The 20,675-nt window shown below is 60.3% G+C and carries 14 protein-coding genes and 2 pseudogenes; 2 read left to right on the top strand and 14 right to left on the bottom strand.

From position 1 onward, the window contains the following. Positions 1 to 2 precede the first annotated feature (2 nt). The 9 genes from AC5SEM_RS19070 to arcD (AC5SEM_RS19030) form a co-directional block, all read right to left on the bottom strand. Positions 3 to 1,379, bottom strand: a complete 1,377-nt coding sequence (locus tag AC5SEM_RS19070) for an L-serine ammonia-lyase (RefSeq protein WP_495471037.1) — start codon at positions 1,377 to 1,379, stop codon at positions 3 to 5. 201 nt (positions 1,380 to 1,580) lie between these two features. After that, a complete protein-coding gene (gene gcvP / locus AC5SEM_RS19065; RefSeq protein WP_495471036.1) occupies positions 1,581 to 4,433 on the bottom strand; it encodes an aminomethyl-transferring glycine dehydrogenase in 2,853 nt (950 codons plus the stop codon). 11 nt (positions 4,434 to 4,444) lie between these two features. Further along, complete coding sequence (gene gcvH, locus AC5SEM_RS19060) at positions 4,445 to 4,828, bottom strand: glycine cleavage system protein GcvH (protein WP_495471035.1); 384 nt, start codon at positions 4,826 to 4,828, stop codon at positions 4,445 to 4,447. A gap of 435 nt (positions 4,829 to 5,263) precedes the next feature. Beyond that, on the bottom strand, positions 5,264 to 6,772 hold the full coding sequence (gene gcsR, locus AC5SEM_RS19055; RefSeq protein WP_077574269.1) for a transcriptional regulator GcsR: 1,509 nt from the start codon (positions 6,770 to 6,772) through the stop codon (positions 5,264 to 5,266). A gap of 547 nt (positions 6,773 to 7,319) precedes the next feature. Next, on the bottom strand, positions 7,320 to 7,682 hold the full coding sequence (locus AC5SEM_RS19050) for a DUF5064 family protein (RefSeq protein ID WP_095048204.1): 363 nt from the start codon (positions 7,680 to 7,682) through the stop codon (positions 7,320 to 7,322). A gap of 62 nt (positions 7,683 to 7,744) precedes the next feature. Further along, positions 7,745 to 8,674: a carbamate kinase gene (gene arcC, locus AC5SEM_RS19045; RefSeq protein WP_495471034.1), complete on the bottom strand. Its 930-nt coding sequence runs from the start codon at positions 8,672 to 8,674 to the stop codon at positions 7,745 to 7,747. A 191-nt stretch (positions 8,675 to 8,865) separates the two neighbouring features. Further along, positions 8,866 to 9,876, bottom strand: coding sequence for an ornithine carbamoyltransferase (locus tag AC5SEM_RS19040; protein WP_016983839.1), 1,011 nt, complete (start codon positions 9,874 to 9,876; stop codon positions 8,866 to 8,868). 69 nt (positions 9,877 to 9,945) lie between these two features. After that, positions 9,946 to 11,202, bottom strand: a complete 1,257-nt coding sequence (arcA, locus tag AC5SEM_RS19035) for an arginine deiminase (protein ID WP_150774425.1) — start codon at positions 11,200 to 11,202, stop codon at positions 9,946 to 9,948. A gap of 33 nt (positions 11,203 to 11,235) precedes the next feature. After that, positions 11,236 to 12,663 (bottom strand): arginine-ornithine antiporter, encoded by a 1,428-nt coding sequence (gene arcD, locus AC5SEM_RS19030; protein WP_095121300.1) that lies wholly within the window; start codon positions 12,661 to 12,663, stop codon positions 11,236 to 11,238. Positions 12,664 to 13,103: 440 nt separating this feature from the next. On the opposite strand from arcD (AC5SEM_RS19030), the gene arcD (AC5SEM_RS19025) reads away from it, so the two are divergent. Both arcD (AC5SEM_RS19025) and AC5SEM_RS19020 read left to right on the top strand, forming a co-directional pair. Beyond that, positions 13,104 to 14,531, top strand: a complete 1,428-nt coding sequence (gene arcD / locus AC5SEM_RS19025) for an arginine-ornithine antiporter (RefSeq protein ID WP_495471033.1) — start codon at positions 13,104 to 13,106, stop codon at positions 14,529 to 14,531. Next, positions 14,528 to 15,391, top strand: coding sequence for a DNA-3-methyladenine glycosylase family protein (locus tag AC5SEM_RS19020; protein WP_495471032.1), 864 nt, complete (start codon positions 14,528 to 14,530; stop codon positions 15,389 to 15,391). The genes arcD (AC5SEM_RS19025) and AC5SEM_RS19020 overlap by 4 nt, the downstream gene beginning before the upstream one ends. Positions 15,392 to 15,517: 126 nt before the next feature. Here the strand turns inward: AC5SEM_RS19020 and AC5SEM_RS19015 are convergent, their stop codons facing one another. The 5 genes and pseudogenes from AC5SEM_RS19015 to AC5SEM_RS18995 all read right to left on the bottom strand — a co-directional run bounded on the left by AC5SEM_RS19015 (position 15,518) and on the right by AC5SEM_RS18995 (position 20,575). After that, positions 15,518 to 16,864, bottom strand: a complete 1,347-nt coding sequence (locus tag AC5SEM_RS19015) for a CoA transferase (RefSeq protein WP_495471031.1) — start codon at positions 16,862 to 16,864, stop codon at positions 15,518 to 15,520. A 172-nt stretch (positions 16,865 to 17,036) separates the two neighbouring features. Next, a pseudogene (locus tag AC5SEM_RS19010) lies at positions 17,037 to 17,564 on the bottom strand (methyl-accepting chemotaxis protein); the annotation flags it as partial. A 330-nt stretch (positions 17,565 to 17,894) separates the two neighbouring features. After that, positions 17,895 to 18,902: pseudogene (locus tag AC5SEM_RS19005) on the bottom strand (methyl-accepting chemotaxis protein); the annotation flags it as partial. A 516-nt stretch (positions 18,903 to 19,418) separates the two neighbouring features. Next, positions 19,419 to 19,814, bottom strand: a complete 396-nt coding sequence (locus AC5SEM_RS19000; RefSeq protein ID WP_495471030.1) for a YbaN family protein — start codon at positions 19,812 to 19,814, stop codon at positions 19,419 to 19,421. A gap of 164 nt (positions 19,815 to 19,978) precedes the next feature. Then, positions 19,979 to 20,575, bottom strand: coding sequence for a biliverdin-producing heme oxygenase (locus AC5SEM_RS18995; RefSeq protein ID WP_123593665.1), 597 nt, complete (start codon positions 20,573 to 20,575; stop codon positions 19,979 to 19,981). Positions 20,576 to 20,675: the final 100 nt, after the last annotated feature.

Raw genomic sequence — 20,675 nt, 5'->3', positions numbered from 1 at the left:
GGTCAGCATTCGATAATGTTGACCGCCAGACCGCCGCGGGCGGTCTCTTTGTATTTGCTTTTCATGTCGGCGCCGGTCTGGCGCATGGTGCGGATGACTTTGTCGAGGGAGACGAAATGCTGGCCGTCGCCTCTCATGGCCATGCGCACCGCGTTGATGGCTTTCACCGAGCCCATCGCATTGCGCTCGATGCACGGCACCTGCACCAGTCCGCCAATCGGGTCGCAGGTCAGGCCGAGGTTGTGCTCCATGCCGATTTCCGCCGCGTTCTCCACTTGCTGAACACTGCCACCGAGCACTTCACACAACGCGCCGGCGGCCATCGAACAGGCCACGCCGACTTCACCTTGGCAGCCGACTTCGGCGCCGGAGATCGAGGCGTTTTCCTTGTAGAGAATGCCGATGGCCGCCGCGGTCAGCAGAAACCGTACGACGCCGTCGTCGTTCGCACCGGGGATAAAACGCATGTAGTAATGCAGCACTGCGGGAATGATCCCGGCCGCGCCGTTGGTGGGTGCGGTGACCACGCGCCCGCCGTTGGCGTTTTCTTCGTTGACCGCGAGTGCGTAGAGATTGACCCAGTCGAGCACTGACAACGGATCGCGCAAGGCCGATTCCGGGTTCTTGCACAGTTGCCGATGCAGCGCCGCCGCACGACGTTTGACCTTCAAGCCGCCCGGCAAAATACCTTCGTTACGGCAACCTGCAGCCACGCAGTCCTGCATCACCTGCCAGATGTTCAGCAGTCCGGCGCGGGTTTCCGCTTCCGGGCGCCAGGCGCTTTCATTGGTCAGCATCACCTGACTGATCGACAGACCGTAGGTGGCGCAATGCCCGAGCAAGTCCTTGGCGCTTTTGAACGGGAAGGTCAGCGGCGTGGCGTCTTCGACGATGCGATCGGCACCAGCCGCGTCCTCGTCGACAACAAAGCCACCTCCGACCGAGTAGTACTCGCGGCTGCGAATCTGCAGGCCTGCCGCATCGAAGGCGCGGAAGATCATGCCGTTGGGGTGATAAGCCAACGGCTTGCGGATCATCGCCAGATGTTCTTTCTCGTTGAACGCAATGCTGTGTTCACCGAGCAGGTTCAGCCGGCCGTTGCCGCGAATCTCTTGCAGGCGCGCGGCAACGGTTTCGGTATCGACGGTGTCCGGGTGTTCGCCTTCGAGGCCGAGCAGCACGGCTTTGTCGCTGCCGTGACCTTTACCGGTGGCGCCGAGGGAGCCGTAGAGTTCAACGCGCAAGCTGGCGGTGGTGGTCAGCAGGTTTTCACGTTGCAGGCCTTCGGCGAAACGCGCAGCAGCACGCATCGGGCCGACGGTGTGGGAACTGGAGGGGCCGATGCCAATCTTGAACAGGTCGAACACGCTTAACGACATGAGTGGTTCTCCGGTTTCTTGTTATAGGAATTGGCAAAGTTTTGCGGCTGACCGCATTCCCTTGTAGGAGTGAGCCTGCTCGCGATAGCGGTCTGTCAGTCGACATCATTGGTAAATGTCAGTGCGCTATCGCGAGCAGGCTCACTCCTACAGGGGATCAGCGGTGTGTGCGGGATCAGCGATAACTGATCCCCCATCGGTTTAAGCGTAGCTTTCGATCGACGGGCAGGCGCAGACCAGGTTGCGATCGCCGAAGACGTTGTCGACGCGACCGACCGGTGGCCAGTATTTGCCTTCGATCAACGACGCAACCGGATAAACGGCCTGCTCGCGGCTGTACGGGTGAGTCCACTCGCCAACCAGTTCCGCAGCGGTGTGCGGCGCGTTTTTCAGCGGGTTGTCGTCCTTGTCCAGCGTGCCGTTTTCCACCGCGCGGATTTCTTCGCGGATGCGGATCATGGCGTCGCAGAAGCGATCCAGTTCTTCCTTGGATTCGCTTTCGGTCGGCTCGATCATCAGCGTGCCAGCAACCGGGAACGACATGGTCGGTGCGTGGAAGCCGAAGTCGATCAGGCGCTTGGCGACGTCATCAACGCTGATGCCGCTGCTGTCTTTCAACGGACGCAGATCGAGAATGCACTCGTGCGCCACCAGACCGTTGCTGCCGGTGTACAGCACTGGGTAGTGCTCTTCGAGGCGACGGGAAATGTAGTTGGCATTGAGGATCGCCAACTGCGAAGCGCGCTTCAGACCGGCGCCGCCCATCATGCGAATGTACATCCAGGTGATCGGCAAAATACTTGCGCTGCCGAACGGTGCCGCGCAGACCGCGCCTTCTTTGCGTTCCATCTGGCCGTGGCCCGGCAGGAACGGGGTCAGGTGCGACTTCACGCCAATCGGGCCGACGCCCGGGCCGCCACCGCCGTGCGGGATGCAGAAGGTTTTGTGCAGGTTCAGGTGCGAGACGTCGCCGCCGAACTTGCCCGGTGCGCAGAGGCCGACCATCGCGTTCATGTTGGCGCCGTCGATGTACACCTGACCGCCGTTGTCATGAATGATCGCGCAGATTTCGCGGATGCCTTCTTCGAACACGCCGTGGGTCGACGGGTAAGTGATCATCAGCGCGGCGAGGTGTTCGCGGTGCTCGATGGCTTTGGCACGCAGGTCTTCGATGTCGACGTTGCCGCGCGCATCGCACGCGGTCACGACAACGCGCATGCCGGCCATGTTGGCGGTAGCCGGGTTGGTGCCGTGGGCGGACGACGGGATCAGGCAGATGTCGCGGCGCTCATCGCCACGGCTCTGGTGATAGGCGCGGATCGCCAACAGGCCTGCGTATTCACCTTGCGAACCGGCGTTCGGTTGCAGCGAGATAGCGTCGTAACCGGTGGCGGCGCAAAGCATCGCTTCCAGCTCGTCGGTCAGTTGCTGGTAACCGGCACTTTGCGCGGCCGGGGCGAACGGGTGCAGCGCACCGAATTCAGCCCAGGTCACCGGAATCATTTCGCTGGCGGCGTTGAGCTTCATGGTGCACGAGCCCAGCGGGATCATGGTGCGATCCAGCGCCAGATCCTTGTCCGCCAGTTTGCGCAGGTAGCGCATCAGCTCGGTTTCCGAGTGATAACGGTTGAACACCGGGTGGCTGAGGATTGGCGACTGACGTACCAGCGAGGCTGGGATGGTGCTCTGCACGGAGGCGGCCAGCGCAGCGAAGTCCGGCAGGTTTTTGCCGTCGGCGAACAGGCCCCACAGGGTTTCGATATCAGCCTGGGTGGTGGTTTCGTCGACCGACAGGCCCAGACGCTGAGCGTCGATCACGCGCAGGTTGATCTGCGCCACGTGCGCCTTGTCGTGCAGCGCAGCGGTTTGTGCGCCGGTGGCTACTGTCAGGGTGTCGAAGAAGCTGGCTTGTTCGATTTTCGCGCCCAGCGCGGTCAGGCCCTTGGCCAGAATCGCGGTCAGGTGATGCACGCGGTTGGCGATCTGCGTCAGGCCTTTCGGGCCGTGGTAGACGGCGTACATGCTGGCGATGTTGGCCAGCAGCACTTGCGCGGTGCAGATGTTCGACGTGGCTTTCTCGCGGCGGATGTGTTGCTCGCGGGTCTGCATCGCCAGACGCAGCGCCGGCTTGCCGAAACGGTCAACCGAAACGCCGACCAGACGGCCCGGCATGTCGCGTTTGAACGCATCTTTGGTGGAGAAGTAAGCCGCGTGCGGGCCACCGAAGCCCAGCGGCACACCGAAGCGTTGTGCCGAACCGATGGCGACGTCAGCGCCGAACTCGCCAGGGGCGGTCAGCAGGGTCAGGGCCAGCAGGTCAGCGGCCACGGCTACCAGCGCGTTGGCGGCGTGGAAGCGTTCGGTCAGATCGCGATAGTCGAAGACATCACCGTTGCTCGCCGGGTATTGCAGCAGCGCGCCGAAGAACGGCGTTACGTCGGTCAGTTCGCGCTCATCGCCGACGACAACTTCGATGCCCAGCGGCTCGGCACGGGTGCGCAGCACGTCGAGGGTTTGCGGGTGGCTGTGGATCGAGGCGAAGAATTGGTGGCTGCCCTTGTTCTTGCTCAGGCGTTTGCAGAAGGTCATGGCTTCGGCAGCGGCGGTGGCTTCGTCGAGCAGGGAGGCGTTGGCGATCGGCAGGCCGGTGAGGTCGCTGATCATGGTCTGGAAGTTCAGCAGCGCTTCGAGACGGCCCTGGGAAATTTCTGGCTGGTACGGGGTGTAAGCGGTGTACCAGGCTGGATTTTCCAGAAGGTTGCGCAGGATCGGCGACGGCGTGTGGCAGTTGTAGTAGCCCTGGCCGATGTAGGTCTTGAACAGCTGGTTTTTGCCAGCGATGGATTTGATCATCGCCAAGGCATCGGCTTCGCTCAAACCGTCGTCCATGCCGAGCACGCTGGTGCCCTTGATGCTTTCCGGGATGACGCTGGCACTCAGGGCTTCGAGCGAGTCGAAGCCGAGGCTGTTGAGCATGGCTTGCTCGTCACCGGCGCGCGGGCCGATGTGACGGGCGATGAATTCGTTGGCGGTGCCAAGGTTTACTTGAGTCATGTCGGTATTCCTCAGGCTTCGGCTTGGGCTTTGATCAGACGGTCGTACGCGTCCTGGTCGAGCAGTTTGCCAACAGCGGCGGCGTCGCTTGGCTGGAAGCGGAAGAACCAGCCTTCGCCCAGCGGATCTTCGTTGACCAGTTCCGGGGCGTCTTCCAGCGCCGGGTTGATTTCCAGTACGTCGCCGTCGAGCGGCATGTACACGCCGCTGGCGGCTTTCACCGATTCCACGGTGGCGGCTTCAGCGCCTTTTTCGTAAGCCTGCAGCTCAGGTAGTTGCACGAACACCACGTCGCCCAGGGCGTTCTGCGCGAAAGCGGTGATGCCGACAGTAACGCTGCCGTCAGCTTCGGTGCGCAGCCATTCGTGATCTTCAGTAAAACGCAACTCGCTCATGGAAACTCCTCAGGGGGCCAGACTCGTCTGGTGGACGCGGTGGAATAGTCGGGCGCGAAGGCCCTTATTTATAAGGGGATGAATAGCAAGAATGCGGCCAAGGTTGATTTATCGTTACAAATCAATAGGTTATGTATTTTTGCTATGCGGTATGCACTGACGTGTGTAGCGAAATCGCTACAGTGTGGAGCGAGGAAAAAAGCTGAACGGGATCAAAGCCTTGCACAGCGGTGATCAGAAGAGGCTGTATCGATATCGTTCCGCTGTAGCGCTTTCAGTACAGTTGAAGGTCGTTTTTGAACGGATTACGAATCCGCCACAAATAAATGTAGGAGTGAGCCTGCTCGCGATAGCGGAGTGTCAGACGTCGCAAATGTTGAATATCAGACCGCTATCGCGAGCAGGCTCACTCCTACAGGAGGATTTGTGGTGGGTTCAGGGTTTGTTGGGGATGCCGTATTTGCGCAGGCGATGGGCAATCGCGGTGTGCGAAGTTTGCAGGCGGCTGGCCAGTTGCCGGGTCGAGGGGTAGCTGACGTAGAGTTTTTCCAGCAGCGTTTTCTCGAAGGACTCGACCGCTTGTTCGAGGCTGTCGACGTCGCTGTCAGCCTGACGCGCGACCGAGGTGCCGGCAATGTCGAGGTCGCCGATATCCACCAGGCTGCTCTCGCAAATCGCCGCCGCACGGAAGATCACGTTCTGCAATTGCCGCACGTTGCCCGGCCAGCGGTTGCCGAGCAGCGCCGGGTAAGTCCCCGGAGCGAGGCGGCAGACCGGGCGCTGGATCTGCGCGCAGGCCTGCTGCATGAAATAACGCGCCAACAGCAGAATGTCCTGACCACGCTCACGTAGCGGCGGCACTTCAACGTTGAGTACGTTGAGGCGATAGAACAGGTCTTCGCGGAACAAGCCTTCGCTGACCATTTTTTCCAGATCGCGGTGGGTCGCGCTGAGGATGCGCACGTTGACCTTCACCTCACGATCACCGCCGACCCGACGGAAACTACCGTCGTTCAAGAAGCGCAGCAGCTTGGCCTGCAGATACGGCGACATCTCGCCGATTTCATCGAGAAACACCGTGCCCTGGTTGGCCAGTTCCATCAGCCCCGGCTTGCCACCGCGCGCCGCGCCGGTGAAGGCACCGGGGGCGTAGCCGAACAGTTCGCTCTCGGCGAGGTTTTCCGGCAGCGCCGCGCAGTTCAAGGCGAGGAACGGTGCGCTGTGGCGAGTGCTGATCGCGTGGCAGGCACGGGCGACCAGTTCTTTACCGGTGCCTGTTTCGCCTTGAATCAACAGCGGCGCGTCGAGGGCGGCGACTCTTTGCGCGCGGGCCTTGAGCGTGCGGATTGCCGGGGATTCGCCGAGCAGCGCGTCGAAACCTTCGGCGTGGTCGTGGTGCAGCGCCGAGAGTTGTTCGCCGATGCGGTTCGGTTGATACAGCGTCAGGAGGGCGCCAGCGTCGGTGATCGGTGTGGCGTCGAGCAGCAAGGTCTGGCCGTTGACGGTTATTTCGCGCAGTGGCAAGCGGAAGCCGTGTTCGAGCAAGGTGTCGAGCAGGGCCGGATCGTTGAACAGTTCAGAGACGCTTTCACCGGCCGGTTCGCGACCGTAGAGCGCTATTAATGCCGGGTTGGCCAGCAGCACTTTGCCGGCACTGTCGAGCGCCAGAACCGGATCGGTCATCGCCGCCAGCAACGCGTCAAGCTGCAGGTGCCGACGCTGGCCAGGAAGAATGTCGACCACAGTCACCGCTTCCACGCCGAGCACGCGAAACAACGCGTCTTTCAGCTCTTCGAGCACTTGCGGGCTGAGGGTCGGTGCGTCGATGTAGACGTTGGGCGGGATCATCTCCACCGCATCCAGATTGAGATTGCGCCCACCGAGGATAGCCAGGACTTCCTGGGTGATGCCGACGCGGTCGATGAAACTGACGTGGATACGCATGGGGCGGTTCAGTGATCTGCAGAGCGGAGGGTGGCAAGTATGCCTTGGGCTTGGAGAGAGGTGAAAGCAAAAGCACCCTCACCCCAGCCCTCTCCCGGAGGGAGAGGGGGCCGACCGAGGTGTCTGAGGTTTGCCATCGACCTGAAAGAACCAGTCGATTATGGATTCGGTAAAGCGAGTTGAGGTCGGCGTAACTCCGACGCATCTCCCAATCAGCCCCCTCACCCCAGCCCTCTCCCGGAGGGAGAGGGCGCCGACGGAGGTGTCTGAGGTTTGACATCGACCTGAAAGAACCAGTCGATTATGGATTCGGTAAAGCGAGTTCAGATCGGCGTAACTCCGAAGCATCTCCCAATCAGTCCCTCACCCCAGCCCTCTCCCGGAGGGAGAGGGGGACGACCGAGGTGTCTGAGGTTTGACATCGACCTGAAAGAACCAGTCGATTATGGATTCGGTAAAGCAGGATCAGATCGGTGTAACTCTAGAGCATCCCCCAATCAGTCCCCTCTCCCTCTGGGAGAGGGCTAGGGTGAGGGGCTTTTGAGGGTTATTCGAAGTGCTCAAGATTGACCGGATCCCCGGACTTCATATCAAGTTGCTTGCGGATGTCTTCAAACATCATGTCGTAATGCTTGTGAACCGAGCCGATCTGGCTGTGCGTCTTGGGAATGCCGTACTTCTCGGCGATTTTCGTCACATTGTTGGCAAAGTTGTAGGCCTCCTCTTTGGGCAGGAAGAAGGTCTCTTTCATGTCCTTGCCCTGAAGGTTGCCATGCATCGTGAACTGGATGCCTTTGCCTTTTTGCGGATCGCTGAACACTTCATAGTCGAGGTGCACGTTGTAACTGACGTCATCCGGCGTCAACGCGTGCCGCTCAATATGCAAATGACCGGGTTCAAACTGGGCCATGAGTTTCTCCTTTCAAGGCATGGGAGAAGGGCAGACCAGGGGCCTGCCCCCGGAGTTTCTGATTATCGGTAAGTGATGCCCGGCTTCGCCGTGGTCACGCGAGTACCGGCAGTACCCTGGACAATCGCTTCGATATCCGCCAACGAACCGATCACCGCGACCTTGCCAGTATGGCGCGCGAATTCGCAGGCTGCCTGTACCTTCGGCCCCATGGAACCAGCGGCGAAACCGAGGCGTTCGAGTTCGTCCGGGTGCGCTTCGGCAATGGCTTTCTGCGTCGGTTTGCCGTAATCGATGAACGCCGCGTTGACGTCCGTGGCGATCACCAGCAGGTCGGCTTCCAGTTGCTCGGCGAGCAGCGACGAGCACAGGTCCTTGTCGATCACCGCCTCGATGCCTTTGAGGTTGCGGTTCTCGTCGTACATGGTCGGAATCCCGCCGCCACCGGCGCAGATCACGATGCTGCCCTTGTCCAGCAGCCATTTGATCGGGCGGATTTCGAAGATGCGTTTTGGCCGTGGGCTGGCCACCACACGGCGGAACTTGTCGCCATCTGGAGCAATCGCCCAGCTTTTTTCAGCAGCGAGTTTTTCTGCTTCGGCCTTGTCGTAAACCGGGCCGATCGGTTTGGTCGGGTTCTGGAAGGCCGGGTCTTTGGCGTCGACTTCGACCTGAGTGAGCAGGGTGGCGAACGGCACTTCGAAGTCGAGCAGATTGCCCAGTTCCTGTTCGATGATGTAGCCGATCATGCCTTCGGTTTCGGCACCGAGCACGTCCAGCGGGTAAGGGGTGACGGAGGTGTAGGCCGCCGCTTGCAACGACAGCAGGCCGACTTGCGGGCCATTGCCGTGGGCGATGACCAGTTGGTTGCCAGGATGGATCTTGGCGATTTGCTCGGTGGCGATGCGGATGTTGGCGCGCTGATTGTCAGCGGTCATCGGTTCACCACGGCGGAGCAGGGCGTTACCGCCCAGCGCTACGACGATACGCATGGTGCATGTCCTTCTAATCAGAGGAGAGGCAAACAACTCGATCTTCCTGTAGGAACCGGGATCCCCTGTGGGAGCGAGCCTGCTCGCGAAGGCGTCAGATCAGTCGACATCTCTGTTGAATGACCCACCGCTTTCGCGAGCAGGCTCGCTCCCACCTTTGGCACCGGTTCCTTCAGTGGGAGCTATTTCAGTTACAGATCAGCCAGGGTCGAGACCAGAATCGCCTTGATCGTGTGCATGCGGTTTTCCGCTTGCTCGAAGGCGATGCAGGCAGGCGACTCGAACACGTCGTCGGTCACTTCGATGCCGTTTTTCAGGTGCGGATACTGCTCGGCAATCTGTTTGCCGACTTTGGTATCGCTATTGTGGAACGCCGGCAGGCAATGCATGAACTTGGTGCGCGGGTTGCCGCTGGCTTTCATCAGTTCAGCGTTGACCTGATACGGCAGCAGTTGCTGGATACGCTCGGCCCACGCTTCCACCGGTTCGCCCATCGATACCCAAACGTCGGTGTGAATAAAGTCGACGCCTTTGACCGCCGCTTTCGGGTCTTCAGTCAGGGTGATACGTGCGCCACTTTCTTCCGCATATTTGTGGCAACGCTCGACCAGATCATCCAGTGGCCACAGCGCTTTCGGTGCACAGATGCGCACGTCCATGCCGAGCTTGGCGCCGACCAGCAGCAGCGAGTTGCCCATGTTGTTGCGCGCATCGCCGAGGTAGGCGTAGCTGATGTCATGGATCGGCTTGTCGGCGTGTTCACGCATGGTCAGCACGTCGGCGATCATCTGAGTCGGGTGATATTCATCGGTCAGACCGTTGAACACCGGCACACCGGCGAACTTGGCCAGCTCTTCGACGATTTCCTGTTTGAAGCCACGGTACTCGATAGCGTCGTACATGCGCCCCAGCACGCGGGCGGTGTCTTTCATGCTTTCTTTGTGGCCGATCTGCGAGGAGTTCGGGTCGATGTAGGTGACGTTAGCGCCTTGGTCATACGCCGCCACTTCGAACGCGCAACGGGTACGGGTCGAGGTTTTTTCGAAGATCAGGGCGATGTTGTTGCCCTTCAGGTGTTGTTGCTCGGTGCCGGTGTATTTCGCGCGTTTCAGGTCGCGGGACAGGTCGAGCAGGTAACGCAGCTCACGTGGGGTGTGGTGTTCCAGGCTGAGCAGGTTACGGTTGTGAATGTTAAAAGCCATGATGGATCTCCTTCGGTGTCGGTTATCCCCCTGGCCGCACGTTGTAAGTGTCGGCCAGGGCTCAGAGGTTTAGTAATCGATCGGGTCGCGGATGATCGGGCAGGTCATGCAGTGGCCGCCGCCACGGCCTCGGCCCAATTCACCGGCGCTGATGGTGATGACTTCCACGCCGGCCTTGCGCAGCAGGGTGTTGGTGTAGGTGTTGCGGTCGTAGCCGATTACCACGCCCGGTTCCACCGCAACCACGTTGTTGCCGTCGTCCCATTGCTCGCGTTCGGCGGCGAAGCTGTTGCCGCCGGTTTCCACCACGCGCAGCTTCGGCAGGTTGAGGGCTTTGGCCACGGTGTCGAGGAAGGTGCCTTCTTCGCGGCGGATGTCGATGCCGCCCTGTTTGCTTTCGTCAGGGCGCAGGGTGAACGCGACGATCTGATTCACTACTTCCGGGAAAATCGTCACCAGGTCGCGGTCGCAGAAGCTGAACACGGTGTCGAGGTGCATCGCGGCGCGGGACTTCGGCAGGCCGGCGACGATGACTTTTTCCACGGCTTTGTTCTTGAACAGGTTCAGCGCCAGTTGGCCGATGGCTTGGCGGGACGAGCGTTCGCCCATACCGATCAGCACCACGCCGTTGCCGATTGGCATGACGTCGCCGCCTTCAAGGGTCGAGCTGCCGTGTTCCTTGTCCGGATCGCCGTACCAGATCTCGAATTCGGCGTTGGTGAACTGTGGGTGGAATTTGTAGATGGCGGTGGCCAGCAGGGTTTCCTGACGGCGCGCCGGCCAGTACATCGGGTTCAGCGTCACGCCGCCGTAGATCCAGCAGGTGGTGTCGCGGGTGAACTGGGTGTTCGGCAGCGGCGGCAGAATGAAGCTGGAGTGGCCGAGGAAGTCGCGGAACATCTGGATGGTCTTGCCACCGAAGCTGTCCGGCAGGTCATCGGCAGACACGCCGCCAATCAGGAACTCGGCGATGTGCCGTGGCTCGAGGCTCTTCAGCCAGGACTTCACTTCGTTGATCAGGCCCAGGCCCACCGAGTCGGCGGTGACCTTGCGCTCGAGAATCCAGTCCAGTGCCTCAGGGTTAGCGACGATGTCGGTGAGCAGGTTGTGCATTTCCAGCACATCGATGCCGCGCTCACGCATTTTAGTCACGAAGTCGAAGTGGTCGCGCTTGGCCTGGGCCACCCAGAGCACGTCGTCGAACAGCAGCTCATCGCAGTTGTTCGGGGTCAGCCGCTGATGGGCCAGACCTGGGGAACACACCATGACTTTGCGCAGTTTGCCGGCTTCGGAATGGACGCCGTACTTAACTTTTTCCGTGGTCATTTCAGATCCTCCAGATAACAAATCAATCAGGGATTACAGAGTCAGGAAGCCGTCGTAGAGACCGTAGGCCGCCACCAGGGCACCCACGACCACTGCGGCGAAAATCAGCTTCTCGACGTTAGTGAAAATCGGTTGTTTGAGTTCCAGCTTGGCCTTGGCGAACAGGATCGCGCCGGGTGCGTAGAGCAGGGCCGAGAGCAGCAGATACTTGACCCCGCCGGCATACAGCAGCCACACCGCATAGATCAGCGCGATGCCGCCGATAATCAGATCCTTGCGCCGTTCGGCCGCGAAGCCTTCGTAACTTTCACCGCGCACCGCCAGCAGCAGGGCGTAGGCAGCCGACCACAGGTACGGCACCAGAATCATCGAAGTGGCGAGGTAGATCAGCGACAGGTAAGTACTCGCCGAGAACAGCGTGATGATCAGGAAAATCTGCACCATCGCGTTGGTCAGCCACAGGGCGTTGACCGGTACGTGGTTGGCGTTTTCCTTGCGCAGGAACTCCGGCATGGTGTGGTCTTTGGCAGCGGCGAACATGATCTCCGCACACAGCAGCACCCACGACAGCAGCGCCCCCAGCAGGGAAATAATCAGGCCGACGCTGATCAGCACCGCGCCCCAGTGACCGACCACATGCTCAAGCACGGCGGCCATCGACGGGTTCTGCAGTTTCGCCAGTTCCGGTTGGGTCATGATGCCCAGCGACAGCACGTTGACCAGCACCAGGAACAGCAGCACGGTGATGAAGCCGATCACGGTGGCCTTACCGACGTCCGAGCGTTTTTCGGCGCGGGCGGAGAAGATGCTCGCGCCCTCGATGCCGATGAACACCCACACGGTGACCAGCATCATCTTGCGCACCTGGTTCATCACACTGCCCAGATCCGGATTTTTGATGCCCCAGATGTCGGCGGTGAAGATGTCCAGTTTGAAGGCGAACACTGCGATCAACACGAACAGCAGCAGCGGTACGACCTTGGCGACCGTGGTCACCAGGTTGATGAACGCCGCTTCCTTGATCCCGCGCAGCACCAGAAAGTGCACCGCCCACAACAGCACCGAGGCGCCAATCACCGCAGCAACGGTGTTGCCCTCACCGAAAACCGGAAAGAAATAGCCGAGGGTGCTGAACAGCAGAACGAAGTAACCGACGTTACCCAGCCAGGCGCTGATCCAGTAACCCCAAGCGGACGAGAAACCCATGTAATCGCCAAAACCGGCCTTGGCGTAGGCGTAGACGCCGCCGTCCAGGTCAGGCTTGCGATTGGCGAGGGTTTGGAAGACAAAAGCGAGGGTGAGCATGCCGACAGCGGTGATGGCCCAACCGATAAGTACCGCACCGACGTCGGCGCTGGCGGCCATGTTTTGAGGCAAGGAGAATATCCCGCCACCGATCATTGAGCCGACTACCAATGCAACCAGTGCACCTAGTCGTAGTTTTCCGGGAGCTTCAGACATTTGCATGACTCCATTGCAGGAGAGAAGAGATCACAGCGTAGTTCTGTTGTCTGTTCAAACAGCTGACTTAGATCAGTGCATGGTCACATTCCATTGTTAATGAATGACTTAGGCTTCGACTGAAGGCATAAAGCTCCTACCTGCAAGGCCCGTCCTAGAGGCGTTGTGGCTACATCTTTGGGAATGACTAGTATTACTTTCGAATTATCACGCTAGTTCTTTTTCAGCTTTTGGCAAATTTTCCGCCTCTGTTTTCAGTACAGAATTGAATTATCGGGATCAGCGCACAAAACCGACTTAGCGTGCTAGAGCGTTAGCGTCATCGGCTATATAAAAATGGGCGTTGATTGGCGTTACTTGATAAACGTCATCTACCTTTATCCGTTTAGTTAATCGTCGTTAAAATCCAATTCTCACCACACATTCAAAGGGAAACTGAAATGTCGCAACCGACGCAAAAGCTGCGATTAGGCGCGTTGATCGCCCTGGTGGTGGGTTCGATGATTGGCGGGGGGATTTTCTCGCTGCCACAGAACATGGCGGCGCGCGCCGATGCCGGGGCGATTCTGATCGGCTGGGGGATCACCGCGATTGGCATGCTGACCCTGGCGTTCGTGTTTCAGACGCTGGCCAATCGCAAGCCGGAACTGGATTCCGGCGTGTATGCCTACGCCAAGGCCGGGTTTGGCGACTACATGGGTTTCTCGTCGGCGTGGGGTTACTGGATCAGTGCCTGGCTGGGCAACGTCGGTTATTTCGTCTTGCTGTTCAGCACCCTTGGGTATTTTTTTCCGGTGTTTGGCCAGGGCAATACTCCGATCGCCATCGGCTGTGCCTCGGTGTTGCTGTGGGCCGTGCATTTTCTGGTGATGCGCGGGATCAAGGAGGCGGCGCTGATCAATCAGCTGACCACGGTGGCCAAAGTCGTGCCGCTGATCATGTTCATCGTCATCGCTGCCGTCGCCTTCAAGGCTGACATTTTCACCCGCGATATCTGGGGCACCAGCAACCCGAATTTCGGCGGGGTGATGGATCAGGTGCGCAACATGATGCTGGTCACGGTGTTCGTGTTCATCGGCATCGAAGGCGCCAGTGTGTATTCGGCGCGAGCGGAAAAACGCAGCGACGTCGGTCGCGCCACGGTCATCGGTTTTGTCGGCGTGCTGGCGCTGTTGGTGCTGGTCAACGTGCTGTCGCTGGGGATCATGAGCCAGCCGGAACTGGCGAATCTGCAGAACCCGTCACTGGCGGCGGTGCTTGAGCACATCGTCGGGCCGTGGGGCGCGTTGTTGATCAGCATCGGTCTGGCGATTTCACTGCTCGGTGCGTTGCTGTCCTGGGCCTTGCTGTGTGCGGAAATCCTCTTCGCCACGGCCAAGGACAAGACCATGCCGGCGTTCCTGAAAAAGGAAAACAAGAACCATGTGCCGGTCAATGCGTTGTGGCTGACCAACGTGATGATCCAGATTTTCCTCTTGATCACGCTGTTTTCGGCGGGCACTTACACCAGCCTGATTTATCTGGCCTCGTCGATGATTCTGGTGCCGTATCTGTGGTCGGCGGCGTACGCGGTGCTGCTTAGCGGACGCGGCGAAACCTATGAGCATGCCTCGGCCGAACGCACCAAGGACCTGCTGATCGGCGGCATCGCGCTGGGGTATGCGGTGTGGTTGCTGTACGCCGGCGGGGTGAAGTATTTGCTGCTGTCGGCGTTGCTGTATGCGCCGGGGGTGATCCTGTTTGCCAAGGCCAAGCATGAGGCGGGCGAGCCACTGTTCACCCATGTCGAGAAGGGCATTTTTACCTGCGTGGTCATCGGTGCGGGGCTGGCGGCTTATGGTTTGTACAGCGGTGTGCTGTCGTTGTGAGGTTGTCGCTTGAGTATCAGCCACCGTATGACTGGGCGGCGATGTTGGGGTTTCTCGCGGCGCGGGCGGTGGTTGGGATGGAGGTTGTGGTCGATGGAATGTACTCGCGCAGCATCGGGTTGAACGGGCTTCATGGCACGGTTTCAATTTGGCCTGAGGCAGGGAATGCCTTGGTGGTTGAGCTGGATTTTCCTGATCCGTTGATGGTGCCCGAGATCGTTATCAGGTTGCGGCGGATGTTTGATCTGGATGCGGATCTGGCGCTGATGCAAGGGCATTTGGCGAGTGATCCGTTGCTGGCGCGGTTGATTGCCGAGCGTCCGGGGCTGCGGATTCCCGGTGCGTGGGATGGCTTGGAATTGGCGTTTCGCGCGGTGCTCGGGCAGCAGATTACGGTGCTGGCGGCGATTCGTTTGGCGGGGAAACTGGTTGGGCAATATGGCGCGCCGCTGGATTCGGGCGTGCCTGGATTGACCCATGTGTTTCCTGAGGCGGACGTGTTGGCAGCGGCAGATCTGGCGGCGCTGGGCATGCCGAAAAGTCGCGGGCGGACGCTGTCGGGTGTGGTGCAAGCGTTGCTGGATGAGCCTTCTTTGTTTGAACCGAATCGCGAGGGTGGCGTGGCGCGGTTGTTGGCCTTGCACGGGATTGGCGAGTGGACGGCGCAGTACATTGCGTTGCGGCAGTTGCGCGATCTGGATGGGTTTCCGACCAGGGATGTCGGGTTGTTGCGAGCGTTGGAGGTGCTGGAAGGCGAGCGGCCGACAGAGCGGGAATTGTCGTTGCGCGCTGAGGCGTGGCGGCCTTATCGAGGGTATGCGGCGCAGCTTTTGTGGACATCTTTGAGCCGTGCGGACTGATCCGAATGTCGCTTGGTCAATTCAGGCCTCATCGCGAGCAGGCTCACTCCTACAGTAAACCGCGTTCCATCAGTAGAAATGCGGTCAACTGTAGGAGTGAGCCTGCTCGCGATAGCGGTTTCAGATTCACCACTGTGGCCGGTGCGAACCCAGTTCTGTGGCCGGCAACGCCCACTGAATCGGTGTGCCGCTGATCTTCACCGGCACCTGCAAGCGATGCGCCGGGCCCCACGGGGTTTGCTCCACCGACACCACCTGATCCTGTTCATCCTCGGCACGTAGCGCTTCGGTTGTCCCCGGCGCAGACTCGATCAACAACTTCGCCGTCCGCGCCAGCGACAATCGCGCCGAGCCCGCTCGGCCATTCGCCAACCGCTCAGTCAGCAATCTGATCGCACTCGCCGCCATCAAATACCCCGTCGCATGATCCAGCGCCTGCACCGGCAACGGCGTCGGTTTATCGGCCTGTTGCCAGCGCTGGCCGGCCTCGGCGATGCCGCTGCTCATCTGCACCAGACTGTCGAAGCCGCGGCGGTTCTGCCACGGGCCGCTCCAGCCGTAGGCGTTGAGGGCGACATCGATCAGGCCCGGTGCGAGCTGACGACGGCGCTCAACGCCGAAACCGAGATGCTCCAGTGCGTCGGCGCGGTAGCCGTGCAGCAGAATATCGGCGTCCTTCAGCAGACTTTCGAACACCGCACGATCTGCCGAGTCATGCAGATTCAACCGCGCGCAGCGTTTGCCGAGGGTCATTTCCGGGACGACACCGGGCTCGTTCCAGGTCGGGGAATCGATGCGCAATACGTCGGCGCCAAGGCCCGCGAGAAAACGGCTGGCAGTGGGGCCGGCGAGTACGCGCGTCAGATCCAGTACCTTGATCCCGGCCAACGGTTGCGCCACCGAGCCTTGCCAGGTTTGGCTGCTTTTATCTTGCGAATCGAGGAAATGCACCAGCGGCTCGGCATTCACCGCCAGCCCCTGCGGATGCGTCTGCCACTGGGCCCAACTGCGCATTTCGGCGGCGCAGCCCTTGGCCTCGACCACCGCTTGTTCCAGATCCGTACTTGCCCATTGCGCGACTTTCGCCGCCATCGCAGCACGGTCGGCGCAGGCACCGAGCACACGTTCAGCGGCAGCGCGGTGATGCGGGGCGTTGGTGTGCAGGCGGATCCAGCCATCCTGTGTGGCGTAGTCGCCGGCAACCGGGTCCCACAGCGGTGGTACTTGCCAGCCCATCGGGCGCAGCGAGGTCGAGAACCAGAACGAGGCCAGGCGTCGGTCGACTTCAACGTCGGGCAAGTGACCGGTCTGCTGTTCGATCAATTGGCTAACGGCCTGACCGGCCGCGGCCATGCTGGCGCAGGCAAGCTCGGTAACGGCGAACGCCGAGGGCAGGGCGCCACGATCTGTGAACGGAATCGGCGTGTGTGACAAGCCGAGTGCGGCTTGAATGGACGTGAGTAAATCAGTCATCGAAGGCCCTCCGGAGCGAGAGGGCGATGATAGTGCAAAAAATCATTGGATTAGATGAAAGCTCCTGTAGGAGTGAGCCTGCTCGTGATCGCGGTGGGTCAGTCGACACATGCTCCACTGATCCACCGCGATCGCGAGCAGGCTCACTCCTACAAGGGAAATGCAGTGTGGCTTAGACGCGGAACTGATCCATCAACTTCATCTGCTGACTGGCCAAAGCATTGAGCTGGCTGCTGATCGCTGCCGATTCAGTGGCTTGTTCAGTCAATGTTTCGGTAACGGTACGAATCGCCGAGACATTGCGATTGACCTCTTCGGCCACCGCACTCTGCTGCTCAGCCGCGCTGGCAATCTGCAGGTTCATGTCGCTGATCACCGTCACCGCATCGCTGATCTTGCCCAGCGCATCCACCGCCTGACGAATCTGCCCGGCGTTGTTATGCGCCTGGGTCTGGCTCGAATGCATGGTCGCGACCACGCCACGGGTGCCGGTCTGAATGCGCTCGATCACGATGCGGATTTCCTCCACCGAATCCTGCGTGCGCTTGGCGAGGTTGCGCACTTCGTCGGCGACGACGGCAAAACCACGGCCACTCTCACCGGCGCGAGCGGCTTCAATCGCCGCGTTGAGGGCGAGCAGGTTGGTCTGTTCGGCGATGCTGCGGATCACTTCCAGTACCGAGCCGATCTGCTCGCTGTTCACCGCCAGCGCTTCAACCTCGGTCACCGCTTTGCTGACTTCATCGGCCAGTTGATTGATGTCGCGGGTGCTGCGCTCGATGATCGACATGCCGTCCTTCGCCGACTGATCGGCACCTTTCGCGGCATTGGCTGCGTTCGATGCGCTGTTGGCGACGTCGTGGGCGGTGGCGCTCATTTCGTTGGAGGCGGTGGCGACCTGGTCGATCTCGCGGAACTGCACCTGCATGCCTTCACTGGTCTGGCGGGCGATTTCCGAAGACTGGTCGGCGGTGCCACGGGCTTCGGTGATGCTCTGTTTGATCTGCGCGATGGTCGGTTGCAGCTTGTCGAGGAAACGGTTGAACCAGTTGACCAGTTCGCCCAGTTCATCTTTTTTGCTGTAGTTCAGACGCTGGGTCAGATCGCCTTCGCCGCTGGCAATATTTTTCAGCATCTCGGCGACGCTGTTGATCGGCCGGGTGACGCCGGACGCGGTCAGCCAGATCAGCAGCAGGCCAACCAGGCCGGCAACCACGGCGACCAGCAGCGCTGTGATTACGCCGGTTTCCTGAGCATCGTCGAGTACCGCTTGCAGTTTGACCGAGTCAGCCAACAACACTTGTTTCGGCAGGTCGATGACCACGCCCCAAGCGCGCGAGTTACCGATCGGATCGACCGGGTACACCGCACGAATCAGGTCGCCCTGTTCGAGGATCTTCGGTGTGCCAGAAGTCAGCAGTTGCAGCACGTCTTTGCCATCGGCACCGAGGGTGTCGCTGATCTTTTTGCCGACCTTGCTCGCGTCGGAACTGTCGGCGCCGAGCACGCCGCTGCCGGAGACGATCAGCATATGCCCGGCGTTGTTGAACAGGCTGCGCTGGGAATCCACAGCCGCCGCTTGCAGGGCGTCGAGGGCGATGTCGACACCGACCACGCCGATGGCTTTGCCGTCGACGATCAACGGCACGGAAATGGTCGTCATGAGCATTTCCTTGCCACCGACGGTGTCGGCATACGGGTCGAGCAGGCAGGTACGCTTGTTGTCGCGAGGGCAGGTGTACCAACTGTTGTAGGGCGTGCCGCTGACGCTGAGGGTGGTTTTGGTCAGGTCTTCTTCGACCATGATGGTGTTCAGCGAGGCACCGGCGGCGCGGCTCCAGTAAGTCGCGAAGCGCCCGGCTTCGTTGGATTGGCGGGCGGCATCGTTGGCGAATTCGCTGTCCTTGCCGTCGAGAGCATTCGGTTCGAAAGCGAGCCAGATGCCCAGCACTTTGTCGTTGCGTTCAAAAGCGGTTTTCAGGCTCAGGTTCAACTCTTCGCGCAACGCACCGGCGTCCAGTGAACGCTTGGCGGCCATTACCCGCATGTCCTTGATCTGATCCGCTACGGCCGTGATCACCGTCAGGCTTTCGCCGAAGGTTTTCTGCACCCGCACCGCTTGTTCGGCGGCTTTGGCTTGCAACAGATTCTGCACACTGGCGGTGAGCAATTTGTTGCTGGAGTTGCTGACCAGTTCGTCGTTCTGGTTGGTCTGGTAGATGTTCATGCCGACGATCAGCGCGACCACACCGAGCAGGCACAGGCCGGAGAGCAGAACGATTTTCAGGCGAATGGACAGAGCGTCGAACATGGGGCGATCTCGCGAATGAATAAACGGGTGGCAGGCGGATATGAACTATCCGGTTCGCCAAATCCATTCAGCGCCATTCAATGCTCATCGGCGTGGAAGCAGAGGTCATGAGGCGCGTGCCGACGGACGGTCAGCGCTAAACGTTTGCGCAGGGGAAAGTGCTGAAAAAGCGAATAATTACAGGGATGTTTCAGGACGGTGACGGCGCTTGTCACGGGCGGGAGAGACTTGTGGCGAGCGTGATCAGACAGTTTTAGCCAGAGATTCCGGGCGCGACCAGATCCACAGATTGCCCAGGCTCATCCCGGCAATCGCCAGATAGACCGGCCAGCCGTGCTCGAGCATCACCAGCATTAACGTCGCGCAAAGCAACATGCTCACTGTCGCGCTGACTTTGGCCTTGCGCGCGATGATCTTGCCGTTGCGCCAGTTGCTGAGGATCGGCCCGAACAGCCGATGGTTTTCCAGCCAGGCACTCAGGCGCGGCGAACTGCGGGTCGCGGCCCAGGCGGCGAGGAGGATGAACTCGGTGGTCGGCAGGCCGGGCACGACAATGGCGATCAAGCCGATGCCAAGGCTGACATAGGCCAGCAGGCCGAACAGCAGACGGGCGAGTTTCGAGGAGGCGGGTTGCGGCATGGGCTCAGCGGTGGCTTCTGAAGCGGAATGGAGATCTTACAGGTTGTTGCAGTTCCCCTGTAGGAGTGAGCCTGCTCGCGATAGCGGTGTATCAGTCGACATTCATGTTGAATGACAGGACGCCATCGCGAGCAGGCTCACTCCTACAGGGGATGTGTGTTGTGTCAGGCCGGTTCGGCTTCGGTGGCGTAAGCCTGTTCCAGCAGTACGGTGAAGCGGTTGAACGCGTCGATCGCACCTTGCTCGACTTCAGCTTCTTCTTCAGCGCTGAACTGCAGCGAATCGAGGGTGCGTACGAAGCTTTTCCAGCCTTCGGCCCGGCCACCTTCTGGCTCACCCAAGTGACGGGCGCCAAAAGATTCGCTCAGCTCCAGCGCCACGGCGCGTTTGATCAGGAACGCCGCACCGAGCTTCGAACCTTCGGAGACAAAAATCCAACCCAGTGCGCGAGCCTTGCTCGGGTTTTTCACCGCGCCTGCGACCGGTGCCGGCACTTCGGTGTCGAGGTCGGCTAGGTCAGCCTTGGCCGCTTCGGCGCGGCAACGCGCCGGCAGATCCGGGACGATCGCAGTCAATTCTGCATCGTTGTACAGCTCGACCAGTTCCGACTGGAACAGGTACTGCGCGACGACAAAACGGGCGAAATTGGCGCGGGTCTCGAACGGCGCGTGAGCCTTCACCAGCGCATCGAGTTTGCTGTGCGGCTCATGGGTGATCTGGTTCAGGCGTTGTGAACGCAGGGCTTTTTCCGAAGTGGTCATGACATGTCCTTGATAAAAGAGGCGCTTGATAACGAGACGAACAAGGCGACGTGCAAGCGTAAAAAAACCTCACGGCGCGGTGCCAGAACACGCGCAGTGA

It is taken from the genome of Pseudomonas sp. CH61, assembly GCF_059429415.1.
Note: the sequence above shows the minus strand (reverse complement) of the source record. Positions and strands in the feature narration are given on the sequence as shown.

What these genes read in the sequence shown, in the direction of transcription:
- AC5SEM_RS19070 (WP_495471037.1), bottom strand. Translation starts at nt 1,379, where the DNA reads ATGTCGTTAAGCGTGTTCGACCTGTTCAAGATTGGCATCGGCCCCTCC.
- gcvP (WP_495471036.1), bottom strand. Translation starts at nt 4,433, where the DNA reads ATGACTCAAGTAAACCTTGGCACCGCCAACGAATTCATCGCCCGTCAC.
- gcvH (WP_495471035.1), bottom strand. Translation starts at nt 4,828, where the DNA reads ATGAGCGAGTTGCGTTTTACTGAAGATCACGAATGGCTGCGCACCGAA.
- gcsR (WP_077574269.1), bottom strand. Translation starts at nt 6,772, where the DNA reads ATGCGTATCCACGTCAGTTTCATCGACCGCGTCGGCATCACCCAGGAA.
- AC5SEM_RS19050 (WP_095048204.1), bottom strand. Translation starts at nt 7,682, where the DNA reads ATGGCCCAGTTTGAACCCGGTCATTTGCATATTGAGCGGCACGCGTTG.
- arcC (WP_495471034.1), bottom strand. Translation starts at nt 8,674, where the DNA reads ATGCGTATCGTCGTAGCGCTGGGCGGTAACGCCCTGCTCCGCCGTGGT.
- AC5SEM_RS19040 (WP_016983839.1), bottom strand. Translation starts at nt 9,876, where the DNA reads ATGGCTTTTAACATTCACAACCGTAACCTGCTCAGCCTGGAACACCAC.
- arcA (WP_150774425.1), bottom strand. Translation starts at nt 11,202, where the DNA reads ATGACCACGGAAAAAGTTAAGTACGGCGTCCATTCCGAAGCCGGCAAA.
- arcD (WP_095121300.1), bottom strand. Translation starts at nt 12,663, where the DNA reads ATGTCTGAAGCTCCCGGAAAACTACGACTAGGTGCACTGGTTGCATTG.
- arcD (WP_495471033.1), top strand. Translation starts at nt 13,104, where the DNA reads ATGTCGCAACCGACGCAAAAGCTGCGATTAGGCGCGTTGATCGCCCTG.
- AC5SEM_RS19015 (WP_495471031.1), bottom strand. Translation starts at nt 16,864, where the DNA reads ATGACTGATTTACTCACGTCCATTCAAGCCGCACTCGGCTTGTCACAC.
- AC5SEM_RS19000 (WP_495471030.1), bottom strand. Translation starts at nt 19,814, where the DNA reads ATGCCGCAACCCGCCTCCTCGAAACTCGCCCGTCTGCTGTTCGGCCTG.
- AC5SEM_RS18995 (WP_123593665.1), bottom strand. Translation starts at nt 20,575, where the DNA reads ATGACCACTTCGGAAAAAGCCCTGCGTTCACAACGCCTGAACCAGATC.